The 17,378-nt window shown below is 49.7% G+C and carries 16 protein-coding genes; 4 read left to right on the top strand and 12 right to left on the bottom strand.

Annotated features, from left to right (window positions below):
• Positions 1–16: 16 nt before the first annotated feature.
• From argJ to VIS48_13800, 3 genes are all read right to left on the bottom strand, one after another.
• Positions 17–1,225 carry a bifunctional glutamate N-acetyltransferase/amino-acid acetyltransferase ArgJ gene (gene argJ, locus VIS48_13810; protein ID HEY9167226.1) on the bottom strand — a complete coding sequence of 403 codons (1,209 nt, stop codon included), beginning with the start codon at positions 1,223–1,225 and terminating at the stop codon, positions 17–19.
• Positions 1,222–2,322 carry a deoxyhypusine synthase gene (speY, locus tag VIS48_13805; GenBank protein ID HEY9167225.1) on the bottom strand — a complete coding sequence of 367 codons (1,101 nt, stop codon included), beginning with the start codon at positions 2,320–2,322 and terminating at the stop codon, positions 1,222–1,224. The genes argJ and speY overlap by 4 nt, the downstream gene beginning before the upstream one ends.
• A 324-nt stretch (positions 2,323–2,646) precedes the next feature.
• Complete coding sequence (locus tag VIS48_13800; protein ID HEY9167224.1) at positions 2,647–3,216, bottom strand: hypothetical protein; 570 nt, start codon at positions 3,214–3,216, stop codon at positions 2,647–2,649.
• 461 nt (positions 3,217–3,677) lie between these two features.
• On the opposite strand from VIS48_13800, the gene VIS48_13795 reads away from it, so the two are divergent.
• From VIS48_13795 to VIS48_13780, 4 genes are all read left to right on the top strand, one after another.
• Positions 3,678–4,034, top strand: a complete 357-nt coding sequence (locus tag VIS48_13795; protein ID HEY9167223.1) for a hypothetical protein — start codon at positions 3,678–3,680, stop codon at positions 4,032–4,034.
• Between the two features lie 280 nt (positions 4,035–4,314).
• Positions 4,315–5,607 (top strand): citrate synthase, encoded by a 1,293-nt coding sequence (locus tag VIS48_13790; protein ID HEY9167222.1) that lies wholly within the window; start codon positions 4,315–4,317, stop codon positions 5,605–5,607.
• Positions 5,608–5,800: 193 nt separating this feature from the next.
• Entirely contained in the window at positions 5,801–6,436 is a 636-nt protein-coding gene (gene udk, locus VIS48_13785) for a uridine kinase (GenBank protein ID HEY9167221.1), read from the top strand.
• 26 nt (positions 6,437–6,462) lie between these two features.
• A complete protein-coding gene (locus tag VIS48_13780) occupies positions 6,463–8,796 on the top strand; it encodes a DNA polymerase domain-containing protein (protein HEY9167220.1) in 2,334 nt (777 codons plus the stop codon).
• On the opposite strand, the gene VIS48_13775 is transcribed toward VIS48_13780, so the two are convergent.
• From VIS48_13775 to kdsA, 9 genes are all read right to left on the bottom strand, one after another.
• Positions 8,793–9,920, bottom strand: a complete 1,128-nt coding sequence (locus VIS48_13775; protein HEY9167219.1) for a prephenate dehydrogenase/arogenate dehydrogenase family protein — start codon at positions 9,918–9,920, stop codon at positions 8,793–8,795. The genes VIS48_13780 and VIS48_13775 overlap by 4 nt on opposite strands.
• 41 nt (positions 9,921–9,961) lie before the next feature.
• Complete coding sequence (aroF, locus tag VIS48_13770; GenBank protein HEY9167218.1) at positions 9,962–10,978, bottom strand: 3-deoxy-7-phosphoheptulonate synthase; 1,017 nt, start codon at positions 10,976–10,978, stop codon at positions 9,962–9,964.
• Positions 10,979–11,489: 511 nt separating this feature from the next.
• Positions 11,490–12,275 carry an LPS export ABC transporter ATP-binding protein gene (gene lptB / locus VIS48_13765; protein HEY9167217.1) on the bottom strand — a complete coding sequence of 262 codons (786 nt, stop codon included), beginning with the start codon at positions 12,273–12,275 and terminating at the stop codon, positions 11,490–11,492.
• The gene (locus VIS48_13760) at positions 12,272–13,561 is read right to left on the bottom strand and encodes an OstA-like protein (protein HEY9167216.1); all 1,290 of its coding nucleotides are present in this window, start codon (positions 13,559–13,561) and stop codon (positions 12,272–12,274) included. Before VIS48_13760 ends, lptB begins: the two co-directional genes overlap by 4 nt.
• Before the next feature lie 83 nt (positions 13,562–13,644).
• Positions 13,645–14,112 carry an LPS export ABC transporter periplasmic protein LptC gene (gene lptC / locus VIS48_13755; GenBank protein ID HEY9167215.1) on the bottom strand — a complete coding sequence of 156 codons (468 nt, stop codon included), beginning with the start codon at positions 14,110–14,112 and terminating at the stop codon, positions 13,645–13,647.
• Positions 14,113–14,165: 53 nt separating this feature from the next.
• The gene (locus tag VIS48_13750) at positions 14,166–15,197 is read right to left on the bottom strand and encodes a KpsF/GutQ family sugar-phosphate isomerase (GenBank protein ID HEY9167214.1); all 1,032 of its coding nucleotides are present in this window, start codon (positions 15,195–15,197) and stop codon (positions 14,166–14,168) included.
• A complete protein-coding gene (locus VIS48_13745; GenBank protein HEY9167213.1) occupies positions 15,157–15,975 on the bottom strand; it encodes a hypothetical protein in 819 nt (272 codons plus the stop codon). Before VIS48_13745 ends, VIS48_13750 begins: the two co-directional genes overlap by 41 nt.
• Positions 15,972–16,478, bottom strand: coding sequence for an HAD hydrolase family protein (locus tag VIS48_13740; GenBank protein ID HEY9167212.1), 507 nt, complete (start codon positions 16,476–16,478; stop codon positions 15,972–15,974). Before VIS48_13740 ends, VIS48_13745 begins: the two co-directional genes overlap by 4 nt.
• Positions 16,475–17,305, bottom strand: coding sequence for a 3-deoxy-8-phosphooctulonate synthase (kdsA, locus tag VIS48_13735; protein ID HEY9167211.1), 831 nt, complete (start codon positions 17,303–17,305; stop codon positions 16,475–16,477). The genes VIS48_13740 and kdsA overlap by 4 nt, the downstream gene beginning before the upstream one ends.
• Between the last annotated feature and the right edge of the window lie 73 nt (positions 17,306–17,378).

Raw genomic sequence — 17,378 nt, 5'->3', positions numbered from 1 at the left:
TTGGTTTGTTGATAGTTTAGGTGGTGTATTCACCGTTGATTTTGACGTAGTCATAGCTCAAATCACATGTAAACACTTCCGCGGACTCTCGTCCGGTATTGAGCTTGATCGTCATTTCTATTTCTTTCTTCGAAAAAAGACTCTTGATGGCAGCCGGGTCAACTTTCTGAGGTTCGTTTCCTCTGAACACGCAGACATTGCCGATCCTTAGCTCGACCTTTGAAGGATCGAATTCTACGTTGGAGTTCCCGACTGCAGAAATTACCCTGCCCCAATTCGGGTCGCCACCAAATATGGCGGTCTTGACAAGCGGAGAAACACCCACCGCCCGTCCAACCTTTACTGCGTCACCGAAGTTGGACGCGGACCGCACATTCAGTTTCATAAATCTCGTCGCGCCTTCACCGTCACGCACGATCATCATTGCGAGTTCACGCAAGATGGAAGTCAAAGCATCGAGAAACAGCCTGTAGTCCGAGTCACTCTTCACTGCGACTCCCGAAGCACCACTGGCGAGGAGAAAAACAGAGTCGTTAGTGCTCGTATCACCATCGACGGTGATGGTGTTGAAAGACCTGTCGACAGAAGCGGAGAGAGCAGAGCGTAATTTTGCTTCTTCAACTTTCGCGTCGGTGGTTACAAAGCATAACATCGTTGCCATATTCGGATGAATCATTCCCGCGCCTTTTGCGACACCGCCAATCCTATATTTCTTTCCCTTAGCGAGCGTGAATTCCGCCGCGACCTGCTTCGGAAACTTGTCAGTGGTCATGATGCTCTGCGCGAATATTGTATCGGAACCAGTCTTCAATTCCCTGGCAAGCCCTGGAAGACTGTCCACGATTTCGTGCACAGGCAATTGACGACCAATGACACCGGTAGAAGCGATCAAAACCTCATTCCGTGGAATTTGTAAGACCTTTGCCGCTTCAATCGCGGTCTTCTCGGCGTTTTTCATTCCGACTTTGCCTGTGAGAGCATTCGCGCAACCGCTGTTTGCAATAATCGCCCGCACTTTGGAACCGGAAGAGGCCAAGTTTCGGCCTGACAACGTAATTGGTGCCGCCTGGAATTTGTTCCTCGTGAATACCGCGACGCCAATTGTGCCCTCATCTGAAGCTACCAGTCCGAGATCGGGAAGCCCGTTCTCCTTTATACCGGCGCTTACCCCTGCGGCCTTGAATCCTTTGGGAAATGTTATCGAGCGATCGTATTTGAAATTCATTTTCCTCTGCGACTTGCCCTCTCGTGCTCGTCCTTCAGCATCCTCATCAACTCCGGCAGACGGTTATAAAGTTTCTTCGGCTTTCTCGGAGCCCGCTTTGCCAATGCGTATGAGGTCATGATCGGCATTGCAATCGTCGAATCTACATAGGCGACAACGGTATCGGGCAATTTAGTGGGATCTACTTTTCCCCAGCTGACGGCCTCTGAAGGTGTGGCCCCGGATAGTCCGCCCGTGTCAACCCTGGCATCCGTCACCTGAATAAAGAAATCGTGTCCTTTTTCGGCAATCCCTAGTACTTCCTGTATTTGAGGTTCCGTTTGAAGCATGAAATTCTTCGGTGAGCCGCCTCCGAAAATCAACACGCCGCTCTTCCCGCCTCCTCTCTTGGCATTCAATACGATTGCTGCGGTTTCGTTGACATCTCGCGAAACATCCAGTTTCAAGCCGTATCCATCGAGCGCCATCGCAGCAACATTCATCCCAATTGAACTGTCGCCAGGACTGGAGGTGTAGACCGGAACTGCGTATCGATAGGCTGCAGCGATCACGGAGCTGTGTTTTATTCCAAGAGTCTTCTCTCGAGCTGCGACATACTTGCCAATCCTATGATGAAATTCCGCTGTCCCCATCTCTTTTTGAAATTCATCCTGCGCTATCAAGTGCCTGAAGAACGAATCTGTCGAGAGGAGCACCTCGTAATCGAAAAGAATATCGTAGATCCTGATGACGCCCTCATTTCGTAGAACTCTGTCATCCACGAAAGGACTTCCTTTATGAAGCGAGTGCCCGATTGCAAAATGCGTATCGTGATAGAGATTAGCGCCGGTTGAAACTATCCAGTCAACAAAGCCCGCTCTTATGAGAGGGACGATGCAAGACCCCCCAAGTCCCGCAGGCGTCAGCGCACCCGTCAAACTCATCCCAATTGTCACATCGCGTTCGAGCATTTTCTGTGCAAACAATTGAGAAGCTTCTTTAAGTCGTGCGGCATTGTACGCCTGAAAATAAGTATCTACGAGATCGGTGACTTTGATTCCTTTCGGAATTGGCTGAGGGATGATTTTTTTTCCAGCGAGAAATTTAGATTTTGCCATGCTCAATTTCGCTGAAAATTAATAGCTTTTTTAAATCAATTGCAAGAAGATTTTGAATATAATATGAAAATAGCCCCCAAGAGCCCCAGACTGCCGCTAATTTGACGATTTTCGACGGGTAAGCAAACCTTCAATTAGAGAAAAAGTGAGCCCCAAGTCCAACATACAGTCCTAGAGCAGATGTCAGAGACAGATACCGAACCGGCACAAACACCATCCGTTTGACCAAATGAAATGTTCGCGCTTAGACAGCCTGAGACCTAAGCAAAAAGAAATCCGATGATTTCATTTGACCATCCAGGAAAAAGTATCGAATGCACAGGCTTAATCTTGCTTAAAATGGTAAAGTACAACATACGTATTCCGATCGTCCGGATATCTTAGAACGTCGACATGATCGAACTTCTGTTTGAGCTTGATTGTGACTTGCACCGAGGACTGATGTTTATAGAATTGCGTTTTTTCCACTGCCTTGCTTCCATCAAGACTGTGAAGCTGGGACACCTTCATACTTGAGTCAGGAATCGTGATATAAAGCCAGTTATCCTCACCCAGCCAAGCCTCTACACCCTTGAGGTACTTAGCTGAGACTATCTTGAAGACCAAACCATTTGTGCGATATTCTTCAAATACTCCTGAGATGTCGTACTTAGGAGAGGAGTTATACAAAGTTGTGCAAGAACTCATAGAAACACATAGAATCGCGCACACAACTCCAGTAATCACCCATCTCTTCAACATATCAGGTCTCCAACTCACCATTATCTCAATCCGTTCGGCAGTAATAATCTCAACCAGTAAAGCGGCGGTACTACCATTCTCAAGACTCAATCCAGCGGCCTGTCGAGTTCTGCGCTCACTTATCGACGATAGGTACAATCGGAATGCCGCCACCGTATGCTCAAAAGGCGGCAGAGATGCGTGTTTAAAACTCTCCGCCGGCATTTGGAGGTAGTAGTCGTGCAAGGTGTGCATACGAGTTTCGCTCACTGCTCAAAGAGGCGAAAATTAAGCGAGCACGAGATCCGTGAGTGGATAAGAAGGAACCAGCTGCAGTCGGATTTTCATCGGGCGTTCGGTCGCTGGGAAAGTTACGGTGAATTGAAACGAAAATTAGCGGAGTCACCTGACAACTATTGCTGTTCAGAGATTTAAATTTTACATTTGAGACAACGAAAGGAAGGGCGAGTTGCGAAGCGTCTGGTTCCACAAACAGTTTCGCGAAATTGACAGAGATGGAGGAGTTATCTATGAAGTGGATTGCATGTGCGCTTACCCTCTCGCCTTTCTTCGATTGATGACAGCAGATCATATCGTCTCATGTTTAAAACCGAAAAAACCTATGGGCATTGGGAATGGTAATCTGGCATAACACGGAGGACGCGCCGAGAACTCCGGCCGAAGTATTTCCAAACGACAAGGTAGTTATCTGGATAGGAAGTTACCCAATCGAAATGGGACAGGCCGTCAGTGTCGAGATCAAGGTCGCGAGCATTAGCGCACCCGAGAGGAAATTCAACGTCGACGCCGAGTGGCGGTACAATGACTACAACCGCAATAACAGTTACTGGACCGCGATAGTAGGTCCGTTCAAAGCGGCTGAGAACGTCGAGTACAAGATCGTCGGTATCGGTCCTGATGGCATTCGCCACACGCAGGTTGATGGGTTCATTGTAATCGACAGGAAGAAAACCGGCAAGAGTAAGAGTTGAGTGTGGCGACATCCTGCACGACATGCTAGTGGACTCGGTTGTCAGCACCGACACGTTGAAAAACCCGAAACCAGTCCGAACGGCTCGCACCCAACACGCAGGTCAAAAGGGGTTTCTTCCGATGCAACAGGCAGACTCCCGGCAATTTTTCGAGGTATACTAAGGCTTCACTAATCATATAAGATAAACGTAACACCAATGAATCAACTTCGCGGACGAAGCAGGATTCAAGCAGAGCCGCACAACGCACCATTAACCAGATGAAGCCAATGGAGGTCATATGCCCAAAGAAAGCCTGACAATCACAGATAACCGAACCGGGAAGCAGTATGAGATCGCGATCGAGAATGAATCCATAAAAGCTGCGGATCTCAGGCAGATCAGAGTGAAACCGGACGACTTCGGTTTGTTGAGTTACGATCCTGCATTTATGAATACAGCCTCTTGCAAAAGCAAGGTGACATTCATAGATGGTGACAAGGGGATCTTGAGGTACAGGGGTTATCCGATCGAACAACTCGCGGAACAGAGCAACTACCTGGAAGTTGCTTACCTGATATTGAAAGGTGAGCTGCCAAAAAAGAATCAGCTGGATGAATGGAAATATAACGTCATTCATCATACTATCGTACACGAAAATATCAAGAAGTTCATCGACGGGTTCCACTACGACGCGCATCCGATGGGAATGTTCATCAGTACCATGGCGGCGTTGTCGACTTTCTATCCGGACGCGAAGAATATTTTCGACAAGGAATCGCGCCAGTTGCAAAGCTACAGGTTAATAGGAAAGGTCATCACGATAGCAGCGTTCGCGTACAGGCATGCGATGGGGCTTCCCTATACTTATCCTGACAACGATCTAAGTTACGCGGGAAATTTTCTGAACATGCTTTTCAAGATGACCGAACCGAAGTACAAGCCGAATCCTGCTCTTGAAAATGCTCTGGATGTGCTTTTCATACTTCACGCAGATCACGAGCAGAATTGCAGCGCGAACGCAATGAGAAGTGTCGGTTCATCACACGTCGATCCGTATTCTGCGCTCGCAGGGGCCTCGGCTGCCCTGTACGGACCGCTCCATGGCGGAGCAAACGAAGCAGTCCTTCGAATGCTCAGGGAGATCGGAAGTAAGGACAAGGTCCCGGCTTTCATCAAGGAGGTGAAAGAAGGAAAAGGCGAAAAACGACTCATGGGATTCGGACATCGAGTGTATAAGAACTACGATCCGCGCGCAAAGATAATCAAGAAGCTAGCGGACGACGTGTTCGAAGTGACCGGAAAGAATCCCCTTCTCGACATCGCTCTTGAGCTTGAACGAATCGCACTCGAGGACGACTATTTCACTTCCAGAAAGCTATATCCGAATGTCGATTTTTATTCAGGACTGATCTATCAGGCAATGAAATTCCCCGTCGACATGTTCCCTGTCCTTTTCGCGATCGGAAGAACAGCCGGATGGATAGCTCAATGGGAGGAAATGCTTCTCGACAATGAGCAGAAAATCTCACGACCCAGACAATTATATCTCGGGTACGGAACGCGTGACTACGTACCGATTGTAAGAAGGTAACATATCATCATATCACAATTTGCGGGCGTGCCTGGTTCAGCGGCGCGCCCGTTTTAGTTCATTCCGGCGCGAGGCATTCAGATCTACGGACTCCCGAGGATTTGACTGGCCGTTGTCTGTTTGATAACTTGCAGTTCGCCGGGAAGTGCCCGGGTGTGCATCCACGAAGCAATCAGCCATTTCTCACGAATAGATGAAACCAATACTCATAGGGATCGCAGGAGGAACAGGATCCGGAAAGACAACGGTAACCCGGAGGATAATTGACAACCTTCGTATCGACAATGTACTTATAATCCAGCATGATTCGTATTACAAAGATATTTCATCATTCCGCGGCAGAACTCATGCGCAGGTGAATTTCGATCATCCGGACTCCCTCGATACGCCTTTGCTGGTGAGACATCTCAAATCTCTCAAGGCCCATCGTGCGATAAGGAAACCCGTTTACGATTTTGCCACATACAGGCGGCTTGAGAAGAAGGAACTCGTACGCCCCAGCAAGGTTATCATTGTGGAAGGCATTTTGATCTTCGTGGAAAAAGAACTGCGCGACCTCCTGGACATTAAAATATTTGTCGATACCGACGCCGATGAACGGCTGCTTCGCAGACTTACGCGTGACATAATGGAGCGCGGAAGATCGATTGAGTCCGTCATGTCTCAATACGTTGAGACCGTGAAGCCGATGCACCTGGAATTCGTCGAACCAAGCAAGAGATGGGCGGACATAATCATACCCAAAGGCGGCGAGAACGCCGTGGCTATCGCCACTATCGCCTCCCGGATACAAATGATGATCGACAATGAAGATGACAAACGGCTGTAACATCACGACACCCACTTTGAAACGTCATGGACTCCTTATTATTCGGACATAACGCCGAAACGAAAATCGTCGCCGTCTACCAGGCGAGCGAGTCTGCAATTAAAGTAGCGAAGCGCGTCGAGGGAAAGACGGTCATCACGCAACACAAGTTCTTCCCCTTCTTCTTCCTGCAAGACGAGAATTTGCTGAGCGGGTTCGATAAGAAATACTGGAAAGTCAAACTCGCGGGCAATAACCACTACAAGTACCTGTGTATTTTCCACCGCTGGAGCGAAATGCGAGCCGGCTTGAAAGCGGTGGCGGACAATCTCGGCAATCGGACGGGCACATTCGTGCAGGAAACTTCCGACATGGATGAAGTATATGTGAAGCTGGATCCCGTTTTTCAGTATCTGATGCAGACAGGGACGACACTTTTCAAAGAGATGGATTTTTCCGAATTAAGAAGGATGCAGCTGGATATCGAGACATTCTCTTCCGCCGGATTCTCAAATGCTGGCCGCTTGCAGGACAGGATCATACTGATTTCACTTTCCGACAATACCGGATGGGAATACGTAATCGACGGCAGACAGAAGTCCGAAGGCGAGATGCTGAACGAGCTGGTCGACATAATAAGGAATCGCGATCCTGACGTAATCGAGGGGCACAATATTTTCAACTTCGATATTCCGTACATCCTGAGACGAGGCGAGATGTGCGGCGTGAAACTAAAGATTGGCCGCGACTCACTTGAACCGAAAGTATTCACCTCACGTCTTTCATACGCCGAGAAGGAAATTGAGTATTCGAATGTCGAGATTCCCGGTAGGCACATAATTGATACATGGCTTCTCGTCCAGAATTACGACAGCCAGAGAAGAGAGCTTGAAAGTTACGGTTTGAAGAATGTGGCGAAGTTCTTCGGATTCGCGTCGAAGGACAGAGTCTACATCGAAGGCTCGAAGATTTCCGAAACCTGGCTCAAGGACCCGGACCACCTCGTCAAGTACGCACTCGACGACGTGAGAGAGACGAGGATGATTGCCGAACATCTTTCCCAGGCAAACTTCTACCTTGCCCAGATGCTCCCGTACAACTACGGGCATATTCCGCGATCAGGTGCCGCAGCGAAAATTGAATCGCTGTTTGTTCGCGAGTACTTGAGGAAGAAGCATTCATTGCCGCGTCCGCAAACGGGCAGACAGACTTCAGGAGGTTACACCGATGTTTTCGTAAGAGGCGTCGCGGGACCCGTCATTCACGCGGATGTCGAGTCGCTTTATCCATCGATCATGCTGGCACACAAGATTTCGCCGCCGACCGACGACCTCGGAGTGTTCCAGAAGACACTCAAGCACCTGACCAAGCTCCGACTCGACACGAAGAAGAAGATGAAAGAGGAGAGCGACCCTGTCCAGAAATCGAAGCTAGATGCCATGCAGTCCTCTCTGAAGATTCTGATCAATTCATACTACGGCTACCTCGGTTACTCAAGAGGCATCTTCAACGACTACGTCTCGGCCGACAGAGTCACGGAGACCGGCCAGAAAATACTGAGGCAACTTATTGCACAAATCAGGTCGGAAGGCGGGACACTCCTGGAAGTCGATACCGACGGCCTCTACTTCGTGCCACCTCCCGAAATCAGAGGAGAAGAAGGAGAGACAAAATTCGTCAAGAGCTTGTCCAATGTGCTCGAGACAGGAATTAACCTTTCCCTCGACGGCAGATACGAGAAAATGTTGAGTTACAAGAAAAAGAACTACGCGCTTCTCGGGTATGACGGCAGAGTAAAGATGCGCGGATCGTCGCTGATTTCCAGAAGCATGGAGAGATTCGGAAGAGAATTCATAGAGACGGCTGTCGAATATTTACTCCGCGAGGCGATTGAGGCGCTTCATCTCCTCTATTCTGATTTTGCGCGAGCGATTTCAGCCCGGGAATTGCCGCTACGGAAAATGGTAAGAACAGAAAGCGTGCGTGAGACGATAGACGATTATATTACCGCCGTGAAATCGAACAAAAGAAACCGTTCGGCAAGTTACGAGGCAGCGCTGGGCGCCGGACTTCGTCTGAAACCGGGTGATAGAGTATCGTACTACATCGTGGGGAACGATCCTTCCACAAGGTCGTTCGCGAACGCGCGCATATATGATCCGGAGGAACCCTCGCCGCCCGAGTACAACGCGCAGTACTACCTTAGAAAGCTGGACGAATATTCGGAAAGATTTTCGGAATTCTTCACACCGGAGGATTTCAGGAAAATATTCTCTTCTGACGAGGGGTCACTATTCAAGACGTCTCTGGAAGGCGTCAGGATCATTACCAAAGAAGTAACCGAGCCCGAGGCAAAGATTGAGGAAGAAGAAGGCGATTAGCCTTCGAACTCCTTTCGCAAAACCTGGAATCCGTGTTCACCCAGGATGCGCGCTGCCTCGTCCATGATTTCCTCCGTGTCGAACGACAGCCTGAACATCCCGCCGGTACCCTCCCTGACTTTAAGGAGCTCCATGTCCTTGATATTTATGCCGGAGTCAGCAAGAGTCGATGTGATTTCCTTCAGGACCCCGACCTTGTCCTCCACCACGACGTGAAGATCATAGAGCGGCTTAAGGAATCCTTTCCCACTTTTCCCGATTTTCCTGCGAGCATGATTGGCCGACTCAAATTCTTTCTTAATCTTGCCGCTGCGCTCCCCCTCGACTGCGGATTTCAGCTGCTCCAGTTTTCCGATGAACGCATCGAGTATTTCGCCGATGTTTTGTCGGTTCGCGGAGATAACCTCCTGCCACACGGAAAAATCGCTCGACGCGACACGCGTCATATCCCTGAACCCGCCGGCGGCTAGAGTGTTGAAGTGCTCGTCCTTCGAAGACAGATCGCCGATCAGATTTACGAGCTCTACAGCGATCAATTGTGGGAGATGACTGGTTGCGGCAGCGATCCTATCATGTTGAGATGCATCCATGAAAAGTATTCGAGCTCCGAGTCGCTCGACAGCTTCAACCAGAGGCGCGATTTCCTTTTCCGAATACTTTTTCAGCGGACTGAAGACGTAAACCGCATTTTGGAAAAGAAACGGTTGCGCGGCTTCGACACCGGATTTTTCGGAGCCAGCCATAGGATGTCCGCCGACAAATATCACGCCATCGGGAACCGAGCGTGCCGCTTTTTCCATAATCGGAAGTTTCACTCCCGAAACATCCGTAATTATCGTCCCCTTCCTGCAACTCGAGGCAATTTCCTCCAGGATAGCGGAGGATTGGTCGGTTGGCGCACAGATAAAAATTACTGACGGCACGTCGGCACACAGATCGCGAATGCTTTTTCTTACCACCGCAAAAGGGATCTGCTTGCTTATCTTCCCTTCATTTCCGGGAAGATCAACGACGAAAACCTGGTAGCCGCTGTTCGAAAGCGATAGCGCGATCGAGCCGCCGATCAATCCGCATCCGACGACTCCCACTTTCTTGGATGAATCGAAGCTTTCAAACTCGTCCAATGGTCAACCTATATTTTGAGTTCTAAGTCTTCGTGAAAAGATCAAGCCACTTCTCTTCCTATCGCCTTTGCAATAAGTCTGATTTCCTTCATCATCTGAGTAAACTGGTCGGGAAAGAGCGACTGCGGTCCGTCCGACAGCGCCTTGCCGGGATCGTTGTGGACCTCGACCATTATTCCATCGGCCCCAACTGCAACCGCCGCTCTTGCAACTGGAACGACCTTATCCCTGATGCCGGTGGCATGAGACGGATCGACTATGACCGGTAGATGGCTCTTTTTGTGAACGACTGGAATCGCGTTTATGTCGAGCGTGTTTCGTGTGGAGTTCTCGAATGTCCTGATTCCGCGCTCGCACAACATGACATCCCTGTTACCGCCTGACAAGATGTATTCTGCCGCCATCAGCCATTCCTCTACCGTTGATGCGAGTCCACGCTTCAACATCACGGGTTTCGAAATTTTTCCGAGGTCCTTCAACAAAGTGAAGTTCTGCATATTTCGCGCGCCTACCTGCAGGATGTCCGCGTATTCCGCGACCAGATCGATCTGGCTTTTGTCCATGACTTCAGTAATCACAACAAGTCCGAACTCATCACCCGCTTTGCGGAGAAGCTTCAGCCCGTCTTCGCCCATCCCCTGGAATGAATAGGGAGATGTCCGCGGCTTGAAGGCGCCGCCACGGAGTAGTTTCGCGCCGTTCTTCGAAACGTGTTCCGCTATTGCGAACAGCTGTTTCTCATTCTCCACGGCGCACGGTCCTGCCATGACCACGACTTCATTTCCGCCGACCTTCACGCCCTTGATATCGATTATTGTTCCCTCTGGTTTGAATGTCCTGTTCGCGAGCTTGTATGGTTCCGTGACGCGGTAGACTTCATCAACACCCGGCAATACCTGTATCTGACGATGATCGAAATCAGGTTTGACACCGATCGCGCCGAGGATGGTTCTCGAGACACCCGTCGATCGATGTACATCGAAGCCAAACTCGTTCAGGACTTTAATCACATTTTCGATTTCGTTTTCGCTGGCTTCCTCTTCAAAAACCACAACCATTTTATTTGCTCCCTTCCCGGAGTCTCGCTCCGGACTGAAAATCCGTTTCAAATTCTCTATGAGTCCGAATAATCATTCGGAAATCTCTTTTTCAAATGTTGGGAAAATACAGATATATATGGTTAGAGTAAGATCATATTCCCCGGTAGGGGAAATAGAAATAGAAGTAGGAGTATGCCAGGGGCGAACCCCAGGAAGAAAAAGCGGCAAACGAGACGACGTTTGAGAGCCGTTCATCGGATTTGGTTGCCCGTCCGCTTATGTTTGAGTGTAGCTTCATTGATTTGAATATAAGTAAAGGACTTGGAAAAGTGCAAGCATCGGCATCAGTTATTCATCAAGGAAGAAGAAATACAAAGTCCTAAGCTCTTGTCGAAGGCAGCCCTTCGGGAAAACTCCATACAGATTCAAAATCCGAATTAACAACATTTAAAGTTGTATGCGGTCAGTTTAGAATCTTATTGTTTAGATATTGTTTAGGATTCAGGACTTCGTACTTAGGATTTATTCCTCAGTACCTGTCGAGCTTGAATTTTTCCCCGAGGTACAGCTTTCTCGCTTCCGGATCGTTCGCGAGATATTCGGATGTGCCTGATTTTAGGATTCTCCCTTCGAACAATAAATATGCTCTGTCGACTATCGAGAGCGTTTCGTGGACATTATGGTCGGTTATCAGAACTCCAATGCCCCGATTCTTCAGGCTGACCACTATTCTCATAATGTCTTCCACCGCGAGAGGATCGATGCCCGCGAAGGGCTCGTCGAGGAGCATGAACTTCGGGTCGGTCGCAAGTGAGCGCGCTATTTCAGTGCGCCGTCTCTCGCCGCCGCTCAATGCGTATCCGGGCGTTTTCCTGATTTGCGAGACGCCAAGCTCGTTTATCAACTCGTCGCATCTTTGTTTTCTGGCTCCCGGGCTCAACTTCCTGAACTCAAGGACGGCCATGATATTGTCTTCGACACTCATCTTCCTGAATATCGACGGTTCTTGCGGCAAATATCCAATCCCGAGCCGCGCGCGCTTGTACATCGGGAGATTTGTTATGTTCTGCTGATCTATGAAAACATCTCCCATGTTTGGCTTTATCATTCCGACCATCATATAAAAAGTCGTTGTCTTCCCCGCACCGTTCGGACCGAGAAGACCGACCACTTCGCCTTGCTTGACGTCTACCGATACTTCATTGACGACGAATCTCTTTTTGTACCGCTTCTTGAGCTCACGTGAATACAAGAATGAGGCACCCGCAACATATTGCAGATCGCCGTCCCTTCCCCTCAAATTATCTTCACTCATTTCCATGACACCGGAAATTCGCCTTTGAGAGGACGGTTTTTATGGTACGTGAATCCCGCAAGATTGTATGCGTTTATTTTAGTCTTCACCATTTTCTCGGGAGAATACTCTCCTTCGACTCCACTCAATACGGCGATCCTTTCCACTTTACCATCTTTGAAATACATTACGACACGGTCCCCGCTGACTTTGTTCACGCCGTTTGGCTTGTCTTTGTCGTAAAGATAATACAAACTCGTCGCGTTATTTTCAACGATGATGTGGTCCACCTTCCTGTCGTTGAGGAACATCGTGAGCCTTTTCCCCTTCAGCTGGTTGTACCGGTCTGCGTAAACCGAATCGCTCTGAGAAATTGCGAATGCCGAGCCTACGACCTCTACTCTCGAAATCTTCTTGTCGCGAATAAATACCGAGACGCTGTCGCCGACGAGCTGATTGTCTTCGTACCAAACAACCGGCGCATTCTGCAGGATCACGAGACTGTCCTTAGAGAAATATGTTCCGTAACCGCAGCGCGCCGATAGAGAGCCGCGAACAACTTCGACGCTGTCACGGGCGACAAACTTTTCATTCGCGCTGTCCCTGTATGCCTCCATGAATAGCGACGTGATCATCAAGGTGTCTATCTTGCCGTCGGAGGCGGTGTCTATCTGCACGAGTTCCGGAATGCCGACCATGATACTGTGATGCTGTTTATCGTAATCCTCGAAATGCTTCCCGCGAACAGTAACATTATTTTCAAGGCTTTTTATTTTTACGTTCCCGTCAGCGATTGTCTTGCCTTCGTTTCGAAAATATACCAATTGGTCACTGGTGAGTTGAGATACTGAATCGCGAACGAATACGTTTCCGAAAAATCTGGCCTCTTTGGTGTCGGTGTTGTAGGTACCCCTGTCGGCGTCGAGGGATCTCTTCCGATCGTTCAGATAAACGGCACTGTCGCTCTGGACTTCTTTTGTCTTTCCAAAATACTGCGCCTGTTTTGCAAGCAGCGTAAGCGTGTCGTCCTCCACTCTTACATGACCGTACAGGTTCACAATGTCTTTTGTCAGATTCTGAACAGCACGATCGCACTTGAGAACTGTAGACTCGTGCTGCATCGTGACGTGACCTATCAGTTCGCGATAAGAATCACCTCCGAGCGAATAGCCGATGAGACTGTCCGCATGAATAAGACGAACAGGCTGTTCCTGGGCGAGAGAATTACAAGTCGGAATAACGATTGTTAGAGCCGAGAAAAATATTAAGACAAGAAAAGGCGTCAGGCGACGCGTATTCGCGGGCATAAAGTCCGGTCCAAAATTATTATATGTGGCCGGAGGGCGCCTCGGGCTCTCACGCACGGCTGCAGGTTTATAATCGTCCTGAGTCACTTCGAAGATCTCGACTCGCCGCTCACGTTGAATATCCTGTAATTCGTCAGGTCCCTGTCCGATTCAAAGCCGATTCCCTGAAGCGATTCCTTCGGAGATACGATCCTTACAAAGACGTCAGATGTCACCTTTTGAGTTTTCGCGTTCCAGAAAAGCCTATCGGTCCAGAGAGAGGTCCCGCTGTCGCTGTGGGCGTAAACGTTTCCTATTGCCTCCAGGTCGTTCGTCTGGTTGTTCACGATACCGCTGTCTGAAGTCATGAAACTTGTGTGATTCCCGCGGTCGTCATAGAAATCGACGTGCACGCTGTCGCCCATGTAGGTCTGGTTCTCATTGTTATAAACCCAAACGTGGCCGGCTTTCAGGATACCTCGGGTGGACCCGCTATCCGTAAACTGGATCGTGGAATTCCAACTCTCCTGATCGGCAAGTCTTCCGCGTATCGACACTACGGATGGTTTCAATTTCTCCTCGCAGCCTGAAACGATGAGGAGTACAAGTAAAAAGGGAAAGAATCTCATAGGTCCGATTTCGGAGAGAGACCTGCTTTGACAAGATCGTGAAGATGGACCATTCCTATCGCCCTGCGGGCGTCGTCAACTATAATCAGCTGAGAAATGTTGAAGTTTTCCATCTCTTCAATTGCAGACACGGCGAGGACGTTCGGTTTTATCACCTTCGGATTTTTCGTCATCATCTCTTCTGCCGTCATGTTGCTGAAGTCGGAATTTTTCTGAAGCAATCGTCTCAAATCGCCGTCTGTGATAATTCCCATGAGGATGTCCGAACGATCCACGACACAGACTGCCCCTAGTCTACCTGAGGTCATAGCCAGGATCGACTCACGAAGGGACGCACCGCTCAAAACTTTCGGCACGTCCTTGCCTTTTACCATCAACTCTTCGACCTTGAGAAACAGCCGCTTTCCGAGGTTGCCGCCAGGATGGAGCATGGCAAATTCCTCCGCCGTGAAATTGTTCCGCTCCAGCAGCGCAATAGCGAGTGCATCTCCAATCACAAGTGCCGCGGTTGTAGAAGCGGTAGGCGCCAGGTCGTAGGGACATGCTTCCTGTTCGACTCCCGCATCGAGAACGAATTCACTTTCTCTTCCCAATTTGGAGTCTTTGTTCCCGAGGACCGAAATAATCGGGACACCGATTCTCTTGAACATCGGAAGGAGCTGGACGATCTCCTCCGTGTCACCGCTGTTCGAGATACAAATTACGACATCCTCAGGCCTGACCATGCCGAGATCGCCATGGACGGCGTCACTCGGATGAAGGAAGATAGAAGGTGTCCCGGTGGAGTTCAGGGTCGCGACAATCTTCCTGGCGATCAATCCCGACTTGCCCATTCCGGTAATGACAACTCTTCCTGAAATTCCGGCGACCAGATCGACCGCGTCGGAAAATGATTTCCCGATCTTCGCCTCAAGTGCCCGAACCGCGTCGGCTTCGATGCGTACTACCTGTTTCCCTTTTTCGATGGCATCCATCAGATGCAGCCTTTCACTTATCGGTGTGTCCGGTTGGACCGGTTCTGCCTGCATTCAGTTCCTGGCGAGAACCGCGGAAGATTCTTCCGAACAGTCCCGCTCTCCACTTCTGTTGCGGAACGAGTTGCTGGTCCTTGATTTCAAGCTTGTGAGAATATTTGTTATACAATACAAACGCGTGCGCAAAGTCAGAGTCGCTGTAATCTTCCAAATCCAAAAACACATCTGCAGGTGGACGGTATATTTTCTTTCCACCCTTCAATGCCCTCTGCAGGTTAAGCTCGTTCATAAAAGCTGTTAGCGGCACGATGTGATTGACCTGCATGACGCCGTCCCAAACCCAGATCGCGCGGTGAGAAGGGCACATCGCCAGGACGCCACTCCCATCAACCTTCAACGCGACCTCCTTTACTCGCACGGAACACTTCGGACAATCGCTGCCCGGCTGCCACTCCGAAGTGGACCATCTTGTGAAGTCCATGTTCATGAAAGATTCAATTTCTCCCCTTACCGCCATCAGCTCGAACGACACAGATTCTTGTTCCATCTCGTGGATCACCACAGTCAATTCGCCGTCACGATTGCGCGCGCCGCCGATGGCGAATACGGGCGTCACAAGATCCATGATGTCTTCTGCCGGCCTGTGTTTCGCAAGAACGAAATGACCTGCTCCGCGCCTGCCGAATCCAACGATCTTCATCTGATCGATGGACGCCCTGTAACGATTGTAGGTGGGAGATTGAATTGGAAGTTGGCCGTAAACGAGCTCCCTCTCCAGAGGTTCGAGTTCCCTCGGAAAATCCGAGCCATTATTCGACGGCCGGTAAATCACAATTTGCCCTGCGCCTTAAGTATCAGATCGATCACCTCGCGGACGGCGCCGTGGCCGCCGCTCGCCTTAGCGACATAGTCGACCTGCATTTTGATATCGCGAACTGCGTTAGCCGGCGCGGCGCTGAATCCGACCTTTTGCAGAAGGGGAAGATCAAGTAAATCATCTCCGATGTAGGCAGTTTCCGATCCGGAGAGAGAAAACTTCTTCTTTATCTCCTCGAAAGGGGTCACTTTGTCCATCGATCCCTGAAAGATATCGACGATACCAAGATCTGCAGCGCGTCTCTGGACAACCTCGGACTTTCTGGCAGTGATAATTCCAACCCTAATCCCGTTCTTCATCGCGTTGGTGATGCCATATCCGTCCTGCGAATCAAATATCTTAAGCTCGAGACCGTCAACACCGTAGATGATCGCGCCGTCAGTCAGAACTCCATCAACATCGAGGAGAATCATTCTGATTTTTTTCAACTTAGGAAGAAGCTGTTGATATTTAGTCATTTGACAACTTCTCGCCTCGCTCTGTCGATCCTGCTGACCTGGATCAGGAGCGGTTCAAAAAGATCGAACTGAAGTTGAGTCGACGCGTCACTGAGGGCCTTGCGAGGATCGGGGTGTGTCTCCAGAAAGAGCCCGTCGATTCCGGCAGCAGCCCCGGCTCGGGCAATGGGAAAAATAAACTCCGGTTGTCCGCCGGTACGATCCTTCTCACCGCCGGGAAGCTGGAGCGAATGAGTGGTATCAAGTATGACAGGATATCCACTCCTACTCATGATCACGAGCGAACGCATATCAACAACGAGATTATGGTAGCCGAATGTCGTGCCACGCTCGGTAAGCATCACTTTAGAGTTTCCTACAGCTTCGACCTTTTCTGCCTGCAGTCTCATGTCTTCCGGAGCCATGAACTGGCCTTTCTTGATATTCACCGCTTTATGAGTTCGGCCCGCCGCCTGGAGGAGTTCAGTCTGTCGACAGAGAAAGGCAGGAATCTGGAGGACGTCCGCGACTTCAGAAGCCGCTTCCACCTCATCTACCGAGTGGACATCCGTCAATATCGGAACCTCAATTTCCTTCTTGACCTCTGCCAGGACCTTGAGTGCTTCGTCCATTCCGATGCCGGTAAAAGTCTCGCCGCTCGACCTGTTCGCTTTCTTGTAGCTCGACTTGTAGATAAACGGAAGTTTGAGTTTTCCCGCGATCCGCTTCGCGTCGCGTGCAACCTTCAGCGCGAGCTCCCTGCTTTCGACAACACACGGACCGGCGATAATGACAAGAGGATTTCCATTTCCGATCTTAATTTTACCGACTGCAACCGCTTTCGTCATTTTTCTCCCGACACATTAGTACAAATGAGAAATTAGCACTCGACCAGCGAGAAAAAAAGCTGAACGAAGGCGT

The organism is Candidatus Kryptoniota bacterium (genome assembly GCA_036567965.1).
Classification (GTDB): domain Bacteria; phylum Bacteroidota; class Ignavibacteria; order Kryptoniales; family JAKASW01; genus JAKASW01.
This window is presented reverse-complemented; position numbering and strand designations above follow the sequence as displayed.